The sequence below is a fragment of the Thalassospira sp. CA1 genome (genome assembly GCF_059052855.1).
The window spans coordinates 18,162-35,124 of record NZ_JBZCIA010000007.1 but is presented as its reverse complement, the minus strand read 5'-3'; the positions used below and the strand labels follow the sequence as shown (position 1 = coordinate 35,124).

At 55.0% G+C, this 16,963-nt stretch carries 13 protein-coding genes; 6 read left to right on the top strand and 7 right to left on the bottom strand.

The genetic code is table 11. From position 1 onward, the window contains the following. Positions 1-33: 33 nt before the first annotated feature. Both AC5Q5A_RS12875 and AC5Q5A_RS12870 read right to left on the bottom strand, forming a co-directional pair. On the bottom strand, positions 34-927 hold the full coding sequence (locus AC5Q5A_RS12875) for a LysR family transcriptional regulator (RefSeq protein ID WP_493895522.1): 894 nt from the start codon (positions 925-927) through the stop codon (positions 34-36). Positions 928-1,234: 307 nt separating this feature from the next. Then, the gene (locus tag AC5Q5A_RS12870) at positions 1,235-2,959 is read right to left on the bottom strand and encodes an OFA family MFS transporter (RefSeq protein ID WP_493895521.1); all 1,725 of its coding nucleotides are present in this window, start codon (positions 2,957-2,959) and stop codon (positions 1,235-1,237) included. A 408-nt stretch (positions 2,960-3,367) separates the two neighbouring features. On the opposite strand from AC5Q5A_RS12870, the gene AC5Q5A_RS12865 reads away from it, so the two are divergent. Further along, on the top strand, positions 3,368-3,934 hold the full coding sequence (locus AC5Q5A_RS12865) for a GNAT family N-acetyltransferase (RefSeq protein WP_493895520.1): 567 nt from the start codon (positions 3,368-3,370) through the stop codon (positions 3,932-3,934). A gap of 23 nt (positions 3,935-3,957) precedes the next feature. Here the strand turns inward: AC5Q5A_RS12865 and AC5Q5A_RS12860 are convergent, their stop codons facing one another. The 4 genes from AC5Q5A_RS12860 to AC5Q5A_RS12845 all read right to left on the bottom strand — a co-directional run bounded on the left by AC5Q5A_RS12860 (position 3,958) and on the right by AC5Q5A_RS12845 (position 9,071). Next, positions 3,958-5,970 (bottom strand): sensor histidine kinase, encoded by a 2,013-nt coding sequence (locus AC5Q5A_RS12860; RefSeq protein WP_493895519.1) that lies wholly within the window; start codon positions 5,968-5,970, stop codon positions 3,958-3,960. Further along, positions 5,967-7,400, bottom strand: a complete 1,434-nt coding sequence (locus AC5Q5A_RS12855) for a sigma-54-dependent transcriptional regulator (RefSeq protein ID WP_120225335.1) — start codon at positions 7,398-7,400, stop codon at positions 5,967-5,969. The genes AC5Q5A_RS12860 and AC5Q5A_RS12855 overlap by 4 nt, the downstream gene beginning before the upstream one ends. Before the next feature lie 138 nt (positions 7,401-7,538). Then, positions 7,539-8,297 (bottom strand): SDR family oxidoreductase, encoded by a 759-nt coding sequence (locus AC5Q5A_RS12850; protein WP_493895518.1) that lies wholly within the window; start codon positions 8,295-8,297, stop codon positions 7,539-7,541. A 39-nt stretch (positions 8,298-8,336) separates the two neighbouring features. After that, positions 8,337-9,071, bottom strand: a complete 735-nt coding sequence (locus AC5Q5A_RS12845) for a TSUP family transporter (RefSeq protein WP_493895517.1) — start codon at positions 9,069-9,071, stop codon at positions 8,337-8,339. A gap of 196 nt (positions 9,072-9,267) precedes the next feature. Between AC5Q5A_RS12845 and aptA the strand changes: the two genes are divergently transcribed. Further along, positions 9,268-10,587, top strand: a complete 1,320-nt coding sequence (aptA, locus tag AC5Q5A_RS12840) for an omega-aminotransferase AptA (protein WP_493895516.1) — start codon at positions 9,268-9,270, stop codon at positions 10,585-10,587. Positions 10,588-10,657: 70 nt separating this feature from the next. Here aptA and pdxR read toward each other — a convergent pair whose 3' ends face one another. Then, a complete protein-coding gene (gene pdxR / locus AC5Q5A_RS12835) occupies positions 10,658-12,172 on the bottom strand; it encodes a MocR-like pyridoxine biosynthesis transcription factor PdxR (RefSeq protein WP_493895515.1) in 1,515 nt (504 codons plus the stop codon). A 234-nt stretch (positions 12,173-12,406) separates the two neighbouring features. On the opposite strand from pdxR, the gene AC5Q5A_RS12830 reads away from it, so the two are divergent. From AC5Q5A_RS12830 to AC5Q5A_RS12815, 4 genes are all read left to right on the top strand, one after another. Next, complete coding sequence (locus AC5Q5A_RS12830; RefSeq protein ID WP_493895514.1) at positions 12,407-13,549, top strand: substrate-binding domain-containing protein; 1,143 nt, start codon at positions 12,407-12,409, stop codon at positions 13,547-13,549. Positions 13,550-13,707: 158 nt separating this feature from the next. Then, a complete protein-coding gene (locus AC5Q5A_RS12825; protein ID WP_064789941.1) occupies positions 13,708-14,805 on the top strand; it encodes an ABC transporter ATP-binding protein in 1,098 nt (365 codons plus the stop codon). Between the two features lie 13 nt (positions 14,806-14,818). Further along, the gene (locus tag AC5Q5A_RS12820; RefSeq protein WP_064781968.1) at positions 14,819-15,739 is read left to right on the top strand and encodes an ABC transporter permease; all 921 of its coding nucleotides are present in this window, start codon (positions 14,819-14,821) and stop codon (positions 15,737-15,739) included. Then, positions 15,736-16,896: an ABC transporter permease gene (locus AC5Q5A_RS12815; protein WP_493895513.1), complete on the top strand. Its 1,161-nt coding sequence runs from the start codon at positions 15,736-15,738 to the stop codon at positions 16,894-16,896. Before AC5Q5A_RS12820 ends, AC5Q5A_RS12815 begins: the two co-directional genes overlap by 4 nt. Positions 16,897-16,963: the final 67 nt, after the last annotated feature.

Below are 16,963 nucleotides of genomic sequence, written 5' to 3'. Positions count from 1 at the left end.
AAAGCCATCCCGTTACGCGATAGCGAAAACCTATCAAGCGGTTTGCAGCTCCGATATTCGGGCGGCTTCTTTCAAAAGTGCTGAAACCACAGGGGTCGCAGGTTCGCGTTTTGCCGCGATCAGGCCAACCGTGTGGGTCGCATCCGGCTCAATGATCGGGATCGATTTGACCCGGTCGCGCATCCCGAAACTTTCGACCATTTTTTCCGGCATGATGCTGGCCCAGTTGCCGGTTTGCACATGGGTAAACAGCGCAATCATGGAATCGCTTTCAAGCGTCGCACTGACCTTTGCGCCGACTGCATCAAGATGCTGATCAATGATGCGGCGGTTCTGCATATCAGGCGTCAAAAGACAAATCGGCAGTTTGGCGGCTTCGCGCCAGGTGATTGTGTCACGCCCGGCCAGATCATCCATGTTGGACGTCACCAGATGATAGCGTTCACGATACAGCGGAATGGCCGTGACACGCCCCAGTGGTTCGTTATCAAGGTAGGTAATGCCGGCATCAATGCGAAGATCATCAAGCAATGCCTGAATTTCGACAGAGGTCCGCGACAGGATGGCAAAGCTGACATCGGGGTGTTTTTCGCGAAACGGTGTGGTCAATTCATGGACCATCGCAAGGGCGGTCGGTATGACGGCAATCTGCACCTGCCCGGTCAGGCCAAAGCGCATGGCGCGCATTTCATCGCGCATGGATCGGGTGCTGCCAACGATATGGCGTGCCCATTCCAGAACCCGTTCGCCTTCGGGTGTCAGCCCCTGATAGCGCGACCCGCGTTTGACCAGCACGACGCCAAGATGATCTTCAAGCTGGCGCAAGGCACTTGAAAGGGTTGGCTGGGTCACGCCGCAATGTTCGGCAGCATGGCCAAAATGCTGCTCGCGGGCGAGAACCATAAACATTTCGAGTTTATCAATCATGGCGAATCCGGCATCGCAAGGCGGATGCTTTTTATGGCGGTGATCGCAATCCCGTTTTCGGGTCGCGTTATTATTGACTGAACACTCTACGTCGCGGGGAAGTGTTCTGGTTGCAGGATAACCGATTACCCCTTCGGGCATAAAGGTTATTCCTGCAACAGAACGCAGATCCGGGCCGGATGAACAGAGCCCGGATCTGCCCCTGACGCTTTGGCATGATGTCCCACTCATGCCCGGTTTTGCTGGAAAGTAGAACCGGCAAAACGGGCGCTGGCCATGGGTATGTTGGCCAGCGCCCTTGGTCAGGTTAGGCCTTGGACGGAGCCTCGCTTCCGGCAGCTTGCTGCGTTTCCATGTGATGCTTTTCATGGATCGGGCTGACCAGCTTGTTGGCGACCAACGCAATCGCAAGCAAAGCCGCCATGGCATACATGGTGGTGTTATAGAGGCTTGAGGTCGGATCAACCGTCCCAGCCGGTGCGATTTCCATCAGACGCCCGATGGTCACCGTTTTGGCCGCAACCAGTTGATCAAGCTGGGCAATGCCGGCACCGAACTTTTCCTGGAAAGCTGCCGGGTCGACCTTTGAGGCCAGATCCTTGATCGAACTTGTGACCGAGGCCTGACGCAACTGGGTGATGGCAAGCGGACCAAGAACACCGGCCGTGCTCCATGCGGTCAGAAGACGACCATGGATGCCACCGACATATTTGGTGCCAAAGATATCGGCAAGATAGGCCGGAATGGTTGCAAAGCCACCGCCATACATCGTGAAGATGATCATGGTTGCGGCATAGAACATGACAAGCCATGTCACAGCCGGATTGATGCTGACCTGTTCTGCGGCAAACGGGATCGACAGATAAAGCGCGATACCCAGAATAAAGAAGCAGTAATAGGTGTTCTTGCGCCCGATATAATCCGACATCGACGCCCAGAAGAAACGACCGCACATGTTAAAGACCGAAATCATGAACACATAGGTCGCCGCAAAGGCAGAGTTCACAACCAGCGGCAAGGTCGTGCCAAAGATTTCGGTCATCATGGTTTTGGCAACGCCAATCACCCCGATGCCCGCCGTCACGTTAAAGCACAGCACAATCCACAACAGATAGAATTGCGGCGTTTTAAGCGCCTGATCGATATGAACGTTGGCATGCGTGATCATGCGTTTGGATGCGGCATCGGCAGTCGGCGGCGTCCAGCCAGCCGGAAGCCAGCCTTCGCGCGGCACGCGATAGGAAAATGCCGCAATAACCATCACGATGAAATAGGCAACACCAAGCGTAAAGAAGGTCGCAGCCGCACCGGTGTTACCGGTTCCGACAACATAAACGCCCTCTTCGATGGGCACCGGGGCCGAGGCAACCTGTGCGGCACCTGCGACCACGACTTCAACCATCTGGCCACCGACTTCTGCCATCCGTTTGCCGCCCTCGGTCACAAGGTTTACGGCACTTTCCGGGCCAAGATATTCCGGCACCTTATAGAACGCGGATAGCAAGCCTTCCTTGATCGGGGTTGCGATCATCGCACCGCCGCCAAAGCCCATGATCGCCATGCCGGTCGCCATACCACGGCGGTCCGGGAACCAGCGAATAAGCGTTGATACCGGCGATACATAGCCAAGACCAAGACCACAGCCGCCAAGCGCACCATAGCCGAGATACACCAGCCAAAGCTGATGGGTCATGATGCCAAGGCCACCGATAATGAAACCACCACCCCAACAAAAGGCGGCAACGACACCGACCATGCGCGGGCCGACTTCTTCAAGCCATTTGCCGCCAAATGCCGCCGCAAGGCCAAGGAAGACGATGGCAACAGAGAAAATCCAGACAACGGATTGCAGGCCCCAGTCGCCGGAGCTTGCACTGACCACGCCAAATTCCTTGATCAGTGGCGGGTTGAAGATACTCCAGGCGTAGACGGAGCCAATACACAAATGAATAGCAATGGATGCTGGTGGAACTTTCCAGCGATTGAAATCGTCACCAGCGACGATGTGTTCTTTTTTGAGCTTGTCAAACATAGCGATGTTGTCCTCCCGGTCTTTGGATTTTCCTTGCCCTTCCCCGTCGCACGATGGTCATGGTGCAGGGCAAACACGGTTAAATCCGGAACTCTCAACATCGCAATCGCCATGCCATTGCATGACAAGCGCCGTTTTCTGTCATTCTTCCAAACTGAAATGGACTGCTGCAGCGCACACGCAGGGACAAAATGTCCATATCTTTTTTCGCGCATAACGTGCAAATGGACAAAATGTCCACTCGCAACCGCAGCAATTTCAATGCGATGTCCCAACGCGCGTTCCGGTTTGGACAGGATTTTGGGGGATTGAAAAATCACGCTGCGATAACCCTTTTCATTGCGCGTACCGCTTTAGTAAGAAAGGGCGATGAGTCTGTTACCATCCGCTTACCCGCGAAGGACGCATATGAGCGACATCATCACAGACAGATTGATCATCAGACCCTTTGTTGAAGCTGATGCCGCAGAACTGTTCGAGTACATTTCGAACCCGCGCGTAAACTGCTTCATGGATGACAAAGTCAGAACGCTGGAACAAGCGAAGGCAAAGGCGCGGAAACGTGCAAAGGATAAGACGTGTCTTGCGGTATGCCTGAAAGAAACAGGAGCCTTAATTGGTGAACTGTTGCTTCATCACGATGGCCCCGAACAAGCCGACACCTATTCCGTCGGCTGGAACTTCAACGAAAAGGTTGAAGGCAAGGGATATGCCAGTGAAAGCGCACAAGCCTTGTTTGAGCATCTGTTCACACAGCGCGACGCAAGAAGGCTTTACGACTATGTCGAGGACAACAATTTCAAATCGCAGAAGCTGTGCGAGAAACTTGGCATGCGCAAAGAGGCCTGCTTTGAGGAGTTTATTTCGTTTGTCAACAACCCGGACGGCACGCCGAAATACGAAAATACTTTTGTGTATGCCATTCTGAAAAAAGAATGGCTGCGCGCAGGCACACCGAAAAGCCCACCAAATTAATCGGCCCAGCCCCCGGTCTGGCCCTAATCCGCTTCCGGCAGCCAGATCATGAATGTGGTGCCCTTTCCGGGCTTGCTTTCCACTTCAAGCCCGCCACCCTGTCGATCAATCAGGGTCTTGGTAATCGACAGACCAAGCCCCGTCCCTTCCCGCCGTTTCGTGGTATAGAACGGATCAAAGATACGGTTCAGCACCTCGGCATCCATACCTGATCCGGTATCGCGCACCGTGATCAGAATACCCGGCAGGCCATCGCGATCCTGATCAATATCGGTCAGGGTCAACGTTCCGCGCTCGGACATGGCATGCAGGGCATTGACCATCAGATTGACCAGAACCTGTTGCAACTCGGTCCGGTTCATCAGAACCAGCCGAGTTGAATGATGTTCGCGCATGACGTCGATATCCGCCCGGCTCAGCAGATGGGCGACCAGTGGCATGCAATCGTCTATCACCTCGGCCACGCTATGGCGTTCGACATATCCGGCATATTCTTCGGGCTTGGCGAATTGCAGGAGCTTGGTCACGATCAGATTGATGCGATTGACCTGTTCATCAATCAGGCGGAATTCGGTATCGCCCAATCTGGCATGTTCGCCCAACAAATCGCGGAGGACATCCAGGTTGCCCTGAAGCACCGCCACCGGATTGTTGATTTCATGCGCCACACCGGCGGTGATTTCACCAATGGCCGCAAGCTTTTCGGACATGATCAATTGCCTTGTGGTGGCTTCGAGCTGTCGATTGGCTTCGCGCAACTCGCTGGTGCGGGCATCAACCCGTTCGTTCAGCTGATCGTTCCAGGCGCGCAAACGTTTATCGCGTTCCTGGACCTGATCAAGAAGATCATCAAGATGGTCGGCCACAAGGGCAATCTCGTCCTGAACCTGATCAATATTGGTTCTGGCCGACAGATCGCCGTTTTCGACCCGACCAATGGTATTGGCCATGCGTTCAAGCGGTTTGAATATCCCCCGCGCCCAGCGCAGGAAGATCGGCACCGACAGGGCTGCGACAAACAGAAACGCCCCGATCAGGATCAGAAGGCTTTCATACTTTGTCTGGGCAAACGGGGCTTCAAGAAACCCGACATAAAGCATGCCAACCCGTTTGCCATAGCTGTCCTTGATCGGCTCATAAGCCGATATATACCAGTCATTGACCACAAAGGCGCGATCAAGCCAGACTTGGCCGTCTTCAAGAACGGTTTTACGCACAGCACTGGAAACCCGCGTCCCAAGGGCGCGACGATCGGCAAACAGCCGGACATTCGTACTGACACGCACATCATCAAGGAAAAGGGTCGCCGTTCCCTGACTGCCTTCGGGCAGGCTGCTTTGGCGATAGACAAGATCGTTGATCGTATCGATGAACGCCAAATTCTGGTTGAGCAAAATCCCCCCGACCAAGGCGGCATTTTGTCCGTTTGGCAATTCAACATGACTTGCCGAATGCACAACCATGCCCCGCGTTTCCGCATTGCGTGTCGAGGGCACGGCATTGGGCGTATCAATCAGATCGAGATGGGCGCGTTCGGCCAGATCGGGCGAAATCGCCGCTAGGTCGCTGTTGCTGAAAATATCGATGCTGGTCATCGATTGCCCGCGCAAGGCACTGGCAATCACCGGCCAGTCCGCATCGGGTTGGCCAGAACCTGTGCTACCCAGCGCGGGTGACAGATAAAGGAAATCAAGGCCGAGCTTGCTTTGACGTTCTGCAAGCAGGCGGTCGACCTCCGCAACATCACCTTTGGCGAGCACTTCGCGAAAGGCGACCGATTGGCCAAGTGCCTGGATCTGTTCGCCGGTATTTTCAAGGATATGCGTGAAGTATTGATGGGCAATCGTCAGATCGCCACTGACCTTTGATGTTAACAGCGCATCGAACTTGGTATTCCACCGCACCATCATCACGCCAAGCAACAATGGCAGGATCACAAGCGTCGGCAAAAGCGCAATCGCCAGCAACTTAAAACGAACGGATCGTGTTCTTTTGGCGGGGGGCTTGGTGGCGCCCGACAATGACGCGTCGGTCATTCCTGTTCCCAGCTTGCGCATTTGCGATCAATGGTCTTGCGCGATACCCCCAACCGTCTGGCGGCTTCGTTGCGATTGCCATTGGTCTTGTGCAACATCGCCAGAATGTGACGACGTTCCATCTCATCAAGCGTTTCATCTCGGTCAACCTGCGATCCCTGATCGGCAAGTTCATCACGGAATTCCGCCGGGAACTTGCCAAGGATCAGGGTCCGTTCAATCAGGTTGCGCAATTCACGCACATTGCCCGGCCAGTCATAGCGTGTCAGTCCGGCGCGCACGGCCGCATCCATCGGCACGGCACGTACGCCAAGCTGCTTGGACAGTTTGGTCATGAACAGTTCGGCCAGTTCAAGGACATCATCCCCGCGTGCCGAAAGTGGGGGCATTTCGATATGCATGACATTGATGCGGTAAAACAGATCGGCACGGAAACGCCCGGCGTCGACTTCGGCCTCAAGATCGGCGTTGGTGGCAAAGATAAAGCGCAAATCAACAGGTGCTTCGCGTTCAGAACCCACCGGGCGGACACGGCGGCTTTCAATCGCGCGCAAAAGCTTGCTTTGGGTCGCAAGCGACAATTCACCGACTTCATCCAAAAACAGGGTTCCGCCCTGCGCATGCATGAAAAGCCCATCGCGTGCGGATTGCGCGCCGGTAAAGGCCCCTTTGACGTGGCCAAACAATTCCGCCTCGATCATCTCAGAGGGAATGGCGGCACAGTTGATCGGAACAAACGGCTTTTCGGCGCGGTCAGAAAGCGCATGCAGCGAACGTGCGGTGACTTCCTTGCCCGTGCCACTTTCCCCGGAAATCAGAATGGATGTCGGAAGGGGTGCCACGCGGGCAATGGTCTCACGGATTTCTTGAATTTGCGGCGAATAGCCAATCAGCTTGTCACGCAGCAACACATGATCGGATGTTGCGCGCAATTCGTGGCGCAGCACATGGTTTTCACGGCGCAACCGCATGCGATCCAGACAGCGCGCCACCGCGTTCAAAATCTGGTTGGAGCGAAATGGTTTCAGGACAAAGTCGACCGCCCCGGCACGCAGCGCCTTGATCGCGGTATCAAGATCGGCATAGGCCGTCATCAGGATGGCGTCGGAGAAAAAGCCGATTTCGCGCTGTTCGGTCAGCCATTCCACCCCGCTTTTGCCGGGCATGATGTTATCAAGGATGACGACATCAAAATGATGCTGATCAAGAAGGGCTGTGGCTTCTTCGCAGTCGGCGGCTTCCTCGACGCGCTTGGCACGTGGCCCCAGGGTACGGACAAGGAAATTGCGCATGCCCGGTTCGTCATCAACGATCAGGATGGATGCCTTTTCAAGCCACGGACCAAATTCAGGCCCCGGCCCGCCATGGCTTGCGTCATTGCCGGCAGGCGGCGCTGCCCCATCTGACGCGCCCAGAACGGTCGATCTCATGATGTCCCTCCGATGAAACATGCTTTTTGTTTTTTTAAAAGCTTAGTTCAGCGGAAAGAGAAAAGCAAAACCGTTGGTGAGGGTTAGCTCATTCTAACGCAGAAGTTACCTTCACCAACGGATGTGCAAAATATGGGATCAAGCTTGCTTGCGATGAATGGCAAATGGCGACCAGCTTTGGCTGACCGGCATGACTTCCAGCGAGTTGACATTCACATGCGCTGGCAAGTTCGCCACCCAGAAGATGCTTTCGGCAATGTCTTTGGGCTGGATCGGATCGGCACCACTGTAAAGCTTGTCGTAGGCTTCCTTGTTGCCACCAGTCCGCACCAGCGTGAATTCGCTTTCACAAAGCCCCGGCTCGATCGAGGTGACGCGAACGCCCGTTCCCGCAAGATCACAACGAATACCCAGCGAGAATTGCTGAACGAATGCCTTGGTCGCGCCATAGACATTCCCGCCCGGATAAGGCCAGTTCGACGCGATGGAGGCCAGATTAACAATCGCCCCTTTTCGTTCGATCAGTTTATCAAGCAGGATACGGGTGATGGCGACCAGCCCCTTGGTGTTGGTATCAATCATCGTCATCCAGTCTGACAGGTTGCATTCCTGTGCCGGACCAGTGCCCAGCGCCAAACCGGCATTGTTGACCAGGAGATCGATCTCGGCGAAGTCGGCCGGAAGGCTGTCAATTGCGTTCCGGGTCGCATCGGCATCCTGAATATCAAAGCAAAGCGCATGGGCAACCGATGCGCCACCGAGTTCATCGACAAGCGCGTCAAGCCGTTCGGCACGCCTGCCGGTTACGATGACTTTCCAGCCTTCCTTGACAAAACGCCGGGCCGTTGCCGCGCCAAAGCCAGAAGTTGCGCCGGTAATGAGTGCTGTTTTGGTCATGGGGATCTCCGGTGGTGTGAGTAGTAGATGGTAAATGTCTTACAGGCCAAGTGCGATGGTCTGAACGAAGCCGATAATGGCAATAAGAACGAGGCTGATGGCACAAACACGGCGCCAGGTGGTTGCCGACATCCGGCGATAGATCATCTCGCCGGGGAAATAGGCGATCATGGCAATCAGCAGCAACGGCAGGACAAGTGCGATGAAATTATCGGGCAACATGCCCGCGGCCGCCCGGGTGATAAATCCCAGAACATCGACCGCACCGAAATAGATCGCAAGCGTATTACGCACGCGGACATCCTGCGTGCCACCGGCCAAAAGCCAAGCTGCTACCAATGGTCCGCCAACGGCAAAGCCCGACATCAATATACCGACCGAACAGGCCAGAAGTGCCCCGATGACAAAATGTCCCATCCATTTTGGGGGATGGTGCAGCATGGCAACCAGTGCCGCCACCGCAATCGCAAGATTGGTGGCAATCCGGATGGTCTGATCATCCAGTGCAAAGGCGACATAAGGGCCAAGCACCGCCCCGAAAAGCCCGAAAGTCAGCAGGATCGAACAGGCCCGCCAGTCGACCTTGGCCCGATCAAAATCGCGCAGGATCAAGCCGGTCAGAACAATATCAATGATCAGGATGATCGGCGTTGCCGTTGCCGGGGTCAGCAAGCTTGACAGACCAAGGGCCGCCAGCAGTGCAAAGCCAAATCCGGTGACGCCACGAAACAGGGCGGCAACCGCGACGACCATGCCAGACAAGATCAGTTCCATGGAATTCCTCGTTGTTACAGACCTGAATTACGCCACTGGCGGCGTCGGCAATAGAGCCACATCGTCGCTTTTGATGGAGCCACATAGCGATCTGGACCTAAATATTATCGAGTTCTGGCACTAACGCGATGCGAGGGGACGGGTTTAGCTAGCAGCATAAGATTTCCGCCCCACACTCTTGCCGACAGGAGCCAGCATGAACGTGTCCGTCAAGCCGAACATGACCAACCATTGGATGCCTTTCACCAACAACCGTCTGTTTCATGAAGAACCGCAGATGTTTGCCAAGGCAGAAGGTGTGAAATACTGGACCCCGGAAGGCCGAGAAATTCTGGATGGTTCGTCGGGTCTGTTTTGCTGTGCGGCCGGTCATGGACGCCCGGAAATCGCCGATGCGGTTTATAAGCAACTCAGCACGCTGGACTATTCACCGCATTTCCAACGCGCCGCCCCCGTGTCGTTTGAATTTGCCGAAAAGCTGGCCGGTATCCTGCCAGACGGGCTTGATCGTGTGTTCTTTGCCGGCTCAGGTTCCGAGGCGGTTGATACCGCAATGAAGATGTGTCTGGCCTATCACCGTGCGACCGGCAATGCCCAGCGCACCCGGTTTGTATCCCGCGCATGGGGCTATCACGGGGTGAACCTTGGCGGTACGTCGCTTGCGGGGATGGTCAATAACCGCCGTGATTTTTCGGGGATTACCTGTGATGTCGTGCATATGCGCCACACTTGGACCGAAGAACAAAAATTCACCCGTGGCCAGCCGGAAACCGATGCCGATCTGGCCAACGATCTTGAAGAAATCTGCAAGACCTATGGCGGCGATACCATTGCTGCGGTCTTTGTCGAACCGATTGCCGGATCGATCGGCACCATCGTGCCGCCCAAAGGGTATCTCGAAAAGCTTCGCGCGATTTGCGACAAATACGGCATCCTGCTGGTATTTGACGAAGTGATTACGGGTTTTGGCCGAACAGGTTCTGCTTTCGCCTCCCAGGCATTCGCAGTCAAGCCGGACCTGATCACCATGGCCAAGGCACTGACCAACGGCGCTATTCCCATGAGTGCGGTTGCCACCAGTGACGAAATTCAGGCGGCTGTCTTTGACGCAGCCGGCGATGCGGACCGCCCGGAATTCTTCCATGGCTATACCTATTCCGCCCATCCGGTGGCCTGTGCGGCCGGGATCGCAGCACTTGATATCTATGCCAAGGACAAATTGTTCGAACGTGCCAACGAATTGTCTTCGCACTTTCTTGATGGTGTGTTTGGTCTGCGCAACCTGCCCCATGTCAGCGATCTTCGTGGCTATGGCATGATGTCGGGTATCCAACTGACCCCCGGTGATGCGCCGGGTGCAAAGGGCAGCTGGGCACAGCGTGCATTGTTCGACGAAGGCCTTCACGTCAAGGCGACCGGCGATGCGATCATTTTCGCGCCAGCGTTCGTCAGCACCGAACAGGACATCGACGACATGGTTGCCATCCTTCAGAAGGTACTTGGCGCACCAATGTAATCTGCTTTGCGGGGGACAGATTCCGATCTCGGGGGAGTGGGGTCGGGTTAAAGGGACCGCTATACACAGTTTACTGTGCAGCGGTCCCTTTCCTGTTTTCAGCAATCACTGCCATGACGGCATTGCGCAACTGAGTAATGCCGGGCGCAATCTGATCGCGTTCAATCACGGCAAACCCCAGTCTGAGACGATCACGCGGTGCGCGGTCGGGATCACAATAATGCACATCCCCCGGTTCGACCAAAACCCCGCGTTTGGCGGCTTCGCGATGGACGGCCCATGCATCGATATTGTCGGGCAGCTTAACCCAAACTGCCGACCCGCCCGTCGTCGGGGTGACATTCAATTCGGGTAATTGCCAGGAAATTTCGTTTTGCATCAGTTGCCACTTTTCCGACAGGCGATCACGTGTCCGGCGCAGGTGCGAGTCCAGATGACCTTCACCGATGAACAACGCCATGGCGCGCTGATCCTGCGCGGATGGGTGGCGGTAATTCAGGCGACGCAACGCACGCAATTCCTTGATCAGTTCACTGTCGGCAAGGATGTAACCAATCCGCAAGCCGGGGAACATCAGTTTGGTCAGACTGCCGATATAGATAATATGGCCGGAATTATCGTAGCTTTTAAGCGCCGCGCGCTGATGACCAAGGTAATTCAGCTCATGCTCGTAATCATCTTCAACCAGGATGAAGTCATCCTTGCGCGCCCGTTCAACAAGCTGAAGACGACGATCCAGTGACATGGTGACACTGGTGGGGCATTGGTGCGATGGCGTGGTGTAGACCATATCGCACTTCGACAGCACGGGTGCGTTGGCAAGACCTTCGCTATCAATCGGAAGCGGGCAGATATCAGCCCCCGTGGAGGCAAAGATATTGCGCGCATCCACATAACCCGGATCTTCGACGCCAACTGTCCTGCCCCGCCCTGCCAAAAGCTGCCCGACCAGAAACAGGGCGTTCTGCGCGCCAATGGTAATCAGCAACTGTTCCGGATGGGCGCGCAAACCACGATGGGGCAGAATGCGGGTGATGATCTGCTCAAGAAGTTGCGGGTCATCCATATCGACCTGATCGCCGACCCAGCTTTGCGAATGGGCAAGCGACCCGGCCAGCCGCATGGAATCGCGCCAGCGCGAAATGGTGGTTTTGTCAGGTGAAACCTGCCCGTAAATGAACGGATAGGGAAAATCGCGCCAGTTGGCCGGCTTGACGATATTGCGCGCCTCGGTCGGGCGGAACTGCAAATGGCGTCGCCACAAATCTGGATCGCGTTCCTTGGTAAACAGCGAGGCGGTCCGCGTATCCACACTCAGGCGCAGTTGCTGGCGAATATATTGCTCATTAACGAAATGCCCCCGCCGCCAAACGGCTGTCAGGTATCCATCATCGAGCAGGCGTTGATAAACCAGCACCACCGTATTGCGCGATACCTTAAGGGCGGACGCCAGATCGCGGGTCGATGGCAAGGGTTCATGCGACGGCAACCGACCTTCAAGAATCGCATCGACGAGGCCCTGATGCAGCTGTTGCTGAAGGGTTTGACCAGCAATTGCCGGATCCTCAAGTCGAATGTCGAGCATCGGTTATGCCCCTTTTATTCGGCACTGCAGCACGTTAACCGGCGTGGCACCATAGTTTTTGCCTTGTGGCTCTATTACTAGAGTAACCGGCAGATATACCATTTTGTCAATGCGATAAAGCAGGAACAAGAACCGCGATCATAATGCGGTCGGTTCAGGGAAGTTATGTCCACCAGGGAGGCGCATGGTGCGCCGCACATAAGGGAAAAATCCCGGCTATCAGGAGACATACGGATGACCAAGTTCACTTCCGGCCCGAAACTTAACCGGCGCACACTTCTTAAAGGTTCGCTTGCCGCCGGTTCGGCACTTGCAATGCCTGCAATTATCAGCAGAAAAGCACTCGCATCCTCTGGCGAAATCAACATTCTGATGTGGTCTGATTATCTGCCAGAGACATTCCTCAAATCGTTTACCGATGCAACGGGCATCAAGGTGAATTACACCGGCATCGGCTCGAACGAGGAAATCATCAACAAGATGAAGGCTTCCAAAGGTCGCGGCTTTGATATCGTATCGCCGACCAACAACCGTGCCCTTCAGTGGAAGGCACTGGAACTGCTTCAACCGTTTGACATGTCCAAAGTCGCCATTGAGGCCGTGAACCCGGCAATGGCCAAGATCGGCAGCACCGATTGGGCGTTTGAGGCTGGCTCCACCTATTGGCTGCCGCATATCTGGGGCACCGAAGGCATGGCGTGGCGTACAGATATGTTCCAGCCAGAAGGCATGTTCCCGTCCTATGGCGATGTCTGGTCCGAAGCCAACGCTGGCAAAACCATGGGCCGCGCACACTCCATGATGCTGGGTGCCGGTCTTTACATGGAAACCACGGGCGAACTGGCCCCGGGTTCGGTCTGGAAAGCCTACACCTCCGAAGAAGAAATGCGCCCGGTTTGGGAAAAGATCACCGAATGGTGCATCGCGCGTAAAGGCAACATCAAACTGATCTGGAACGATGCCGATACCCAGAAGAACGGACTTCTGAACGAAGGCGTCATCGTTGGTCAAACCTGGGATGGCCCGCCGCTTGCGCTTAAAACGGCTGGCGAACCGGTCATGTATCGTGCACCGAAAGAAGGTGCACTGGCATGGGTCGATGGCCTTGCCCTGCCGACTGGTGCCGAGAACATCGAACAGTCTTATGAGTTCATCAAATATGCCTACATGCCGGAACTGGCAGGTGAGGCAATTGACCATCACGGTTACAACTCCCCGGTTCTGGGTGCCGACAAGTTTGCAGGCGAAGCCTATGCCAAGAACTTTGCTGATGCCTATCCGGGCGAAGCATTGGCCAACCTCAACCCGTGGCCATCTGAACCGCAATGGTATGCCGACATGCGTACCGAATATGTGAACCGCTTCGAAAGCGCCTGATTCCGATCTTTGGGGCGGCACGACTTTGCGCGTGTCGCCCTTTTTGGGTTTCTAGGGACATGATCCTAGGGCCGATGCATTTCAAACAACAATAATTCCGGTATCGCCTGTCTTTGCGGGCGAACGGGCTTTGACGTTTTCAGGGGGTTGTCAGTTCTATGACCAAAGAAATTTCGCTTGAGCATGTCTGGGTAGAGTTCGGCGAATTCACCGCTGTCCATAAAGCAAATCTGAACATCGCGGGTGGCGAGTTCTTTTCATTCCTGGGCCCATCGGGCTGCGGCAAGACAACGCTTTTGCGCTGTATTTCCGGTTTTCAGGAACCGACACGCGGCAAGGTCAAAATCGGTGGTCAGGACATGCGTGGCGTTGGCCCGAACAAACGTCCCACCGCGCTTATTTTCCAGAACTTGGCGCTTTTTCCATTACGTTCGGTCGCTGATAACATCGCCTTCCCGCTTGAAGTACGCGGTGTGGACAAGAAAACCCGGCGCAAACGTGCCGATGAGTTACTTGAACTGATTGCCCTGCCCGGTCAGGGCGACAAGAAAGTCAGCGAACTTTCCGGTGGCCAGAAACAGCGTGTGGCGATTGCCCGTGCCCTTGCGGTTGAGCCAGATATCCTGCTTCTTGATGAACCGTTGTCGGCCCTTGATCTTAAACTGCGTCAACACATGCGCACCGAATTGCGCGCCATTCAAAAGCAGGTCGGTCTGACCTTTATCTACATCACCCACGATCAGGGTGAGGCCCTGACCATGTCAGACCGCATTGCGGTGATGAACAAGGGCAAGATCGAGCAAATCGGCGATGGCAAGGCGATCTATGATCACCCGACGACAAGCTTTGTCGCGTCATTTGTCGGTGAAAACAATGTGCTTGATGGCACGGTTTTGTCCAATGACGGCAAGACAATGAAAATCGATGCGGGTCTTGGCACCCCCTTTACGGTCGAAAACCATCCGGCGGGCGGCCCTGCCCTTGCGCCCGGGGATGCCTGCCATCTGTTCGTCCGTCCCGAAGCGCTTCGGCTTTCGAAGGACGATAGTGCGATTAATCAGTTCGAAACCAACTTCGTCACCGAAGAGTTCGAAGGCAATATGCGCCATATCGTGATGAATGCGAGTGGCACGGACCTTAAGCTTTCGCTGATCAATGATGGCACCAACGCGATTGATGCCAATGCCCCGGTCAAACTCGATTTCGCACCGGAAATGGGCATTGCGCTCAAACCGGGCGAATTGGCCAGCGCGTAAGGGGACCCGTATCATGCGTGATCTTTTTTACGACCTTGTCAGACGCAACGGGATGGCGGTCTCGATCTATCTGATGCTTGCGGTCAGCCTTTGGGTATTCATTCTGATCATCCTGCCGCAACTGACCATGCTGGATTACTCGTTCCGATTTAACCTGCCACCGGCCAAAATTGGCGGCCCGGAAGACGTTTATACCCTTGAGCAATATCGCTATTTCTTCCAGGGAAGTGGCGCGTCCGACGGGTTAAATACCCTTGATATCGGCATCCTTTTCAAGACACTGCTTGCGGCGGTGTTTGTCACAGTGTTCGATTTGATCATCTGTTACCCGGTGGCCTTTGTGCTGGCCAAATCATCGACCGGGGCCAAGGCGCGCTTGCTGGTACTGGCGCTTATCGTGCCCTATTGGATCAACGAAATCCTGCGTGCCTTTGCGTTTCGTATTCTGTTTGGCGCCACGGGTGTGATCAATGAAACCGGCATGGGGCTTGGACTTTGGGATACGCCGATTGACTTTATCCGTCAGGACGTCGCGCTCTATGCCGGGTTGGCTTATGCCTACATCCTTTTGATGATCTTCCCGCTTTATAACGCGATTGAAAGTCTTGATCGCAATCAGATCGAAGCCGCGCGTGACATGGGCGCCAACTGGTGGCAGGTCCATGCCAAGGTTGTCATTCCCTATGCCAAGCCGGGCATTGCATCGGGCATGACCATGGTCTTCATGCTGACATCCGGCGCACTTGCCGCACCGCAGATTTTGGGGGGCCCATCGAACCTGTGGTTCACGCAGTTGGTTTATCAATGGTTTAACTCCGGCGGCAACTGGCCGCGCGGATCGGCTTATGCGATGGTTCTGCTGATCGTCTGTATCGCGCTTGTGTTGCTGGTGATGCGCCTGTTCAAGGTTTCGATCGGGGAGATCAAACAATGAAGATGAAATCCCCGACTGCACTGATCCCCGGTCTGTACCTGACCCTGTTCTTTGCCTATTTGTTCGGACCGTTGATCATTATGGTGATCACTGCGTTCAACTCATCGACCTTCCCACGTGTCTCGCCGTGGGAGTGTTTTACCACCGACTGGTTTGGCAAGCTTGCCAGCGATGACAAGCTTCTTTCCGGACTTGGTAATTCGCTTTTGATCGGGGTGGGCGTTGTTTGTGTTGCCATTCCAATCGGACTGGCAGCCGCGATCACGCTGTCACAGGTTGGTCCGAAATTACGCGCAGCCCTTTATACGATCTTCATTGCGCCCATTCTGGTGCCCGGCGTTGTCATCGGTCTTTCGACCCTGATTTTCTGGGACAGGATCGGCACACTTTTCAATGCACCTTATGAGAGCTTCTTCTATGACGGAACGTTCCTGACCATCTTTGGTCAGGTGACCTTTATCGCCGCTTATTCGATGCTGGTGTTCCTGTCACGTATTCAGCGGTTTGACACCACGCTGACCGAGGCGGCTCTTGATATGGGTGCAACGCCCACGCAGGCATTTGTCAAAGTACTTTTGCCCTTCATGGCGCCGGCGATTGGTTCGGCCACGGTTCTGGCGTTTCTGGCATCGCTTGAAAACTACAACACCACCGTGTTTACGATTGTCTCAAGCAGCACCTTCACCACGGTTCTGTCATCGAAGGTGCGGTATGGTCTTGATCCGTCAATCTCGGCTGTGGCGGTGATTATCATCGCCATCACCCTGATCGGGGCGATCATTTATGAATGCCGCAATCGCTATTACACCAAGGGCTGGGCCCATGTGATTGCCGAACGTCCGGCTTTGAAAATCGCGACCCATCCGGGAACGGTGGCTGTGATTTTGGGGGTTCTGACACTTGCCGCGGTTCTGTTTATCCAGAACCATGATTCCAGTGTCTGCACGGCGCAAGTCCTCGAAGAAAAGCGCGCCCTGCAACAGCAGTTGATGGAACAACAATCGATCAACACACCACAACAGGCTGTGCCAGCCCCGACCATGCCCAACCTTGGTCCGGTTGGCGGTGATGAAGGCTCGGCATCGGCACCAAGCCCGTTTGGCAACAACATCTTCTCGCCCGAGAACCTCGGAACCAGCGCCCCGGAAGGCAATTAAACATTACCTTTCGGCAAGCTGATCAACAAAAAGGGCAGCACACGATGTGCTGCCCTTTTTTGTTCCG

Coding starts and splice junctions, on each gene's coding strand:
- pdxR (WP_493895515.1), bottom strand. CDS start 12,172: ATGCTCGACATTCGACTTGAGGATCCGGCAATTGCTGGTCAAACCCTT.
- AC5Q5A_RS12845 (WP_493895517.1), bottom strand. CDS start 9,071: ATGGAACTGATCTTGTCTGGCATGGTCGTCGCGGTTGCCGCCCTGTTT.
- aptA (WP_493895516.1), top strand. CDS start 9,268: ATGAACGTGTCCGTCAAGCCGAACATGACCAACCATTGGATGCCTTTC.
- AC5Q5A_RS12830 (WP_493895514.1), top strand. CDS start 12,407: ATGACCAAGTTCACTTCCGGCCCGAAACTTAACCGGCGCACACTTCTT.
- AC5Q5A_RS12820 (WP_064781968.1), top strand. CDS start 14,819: ATGCGTGATCTTTTTTACGACCTTGTCAGACGCAACGGGATGGCGGTC.
- AC5Q5A_RS12850 (WP_493895518.1), bottom strand. CDS start 8,297: ATGACCAAAACAGCACTCATTACCGGCGCAACTTCTGGCTTTGGCGCG.
- AC5Q5A_RS12825 (WP_064789941.1), top strand. CDS start 13,708: ATGACCAAAGAAATTTCGCTTGAGCATGTCTGGGTAGAGTTCGGCGAA.
- AC5Q5A_RS12855 (WP_120225335.1), bottom strand. CDS start 7,400: ATGAGATCGACCGTTCTGGGCGCGTCAGATGGGGCAGCGCCGCCTGCC.
- AC5Q5A_RS12870 (WP_493895521.1), bottom strand. CDS start 2,959: ATGTTTGACAAGCTCAAAAAAGAACACATCGTCGCTGGTGACGATTTC.
- AC5Q5A_RS12865 (WP_493895520.1), top strand. CDS start 3,368: ATGAGCGACATCATCACAGACAGATTGATCATCAGACCCTTTGTTGAA.
- AC5Q5A_RS12875 (WP_493895522.1), bottom strand. CDS start 927: ATGATTGATAAACTCGAAATGTTTATGGTTCTCGCCCGCGAGCAGCAT.
- AC5Q5A_RS12815 (WP_493895513.1), top strand. CDS start 15,736: ATGAAGATGAAATCCCCGACTGCACTGATCCCCGGTCTGTACCTGACC.
- AC5Q5A_RS12860 (WP_493895519.1), bottom strand. CDS start 5,970: ATGACCGACGCGTCATTGTCGGGCGCCACCAAGCCCCCCGCCAAAAGA.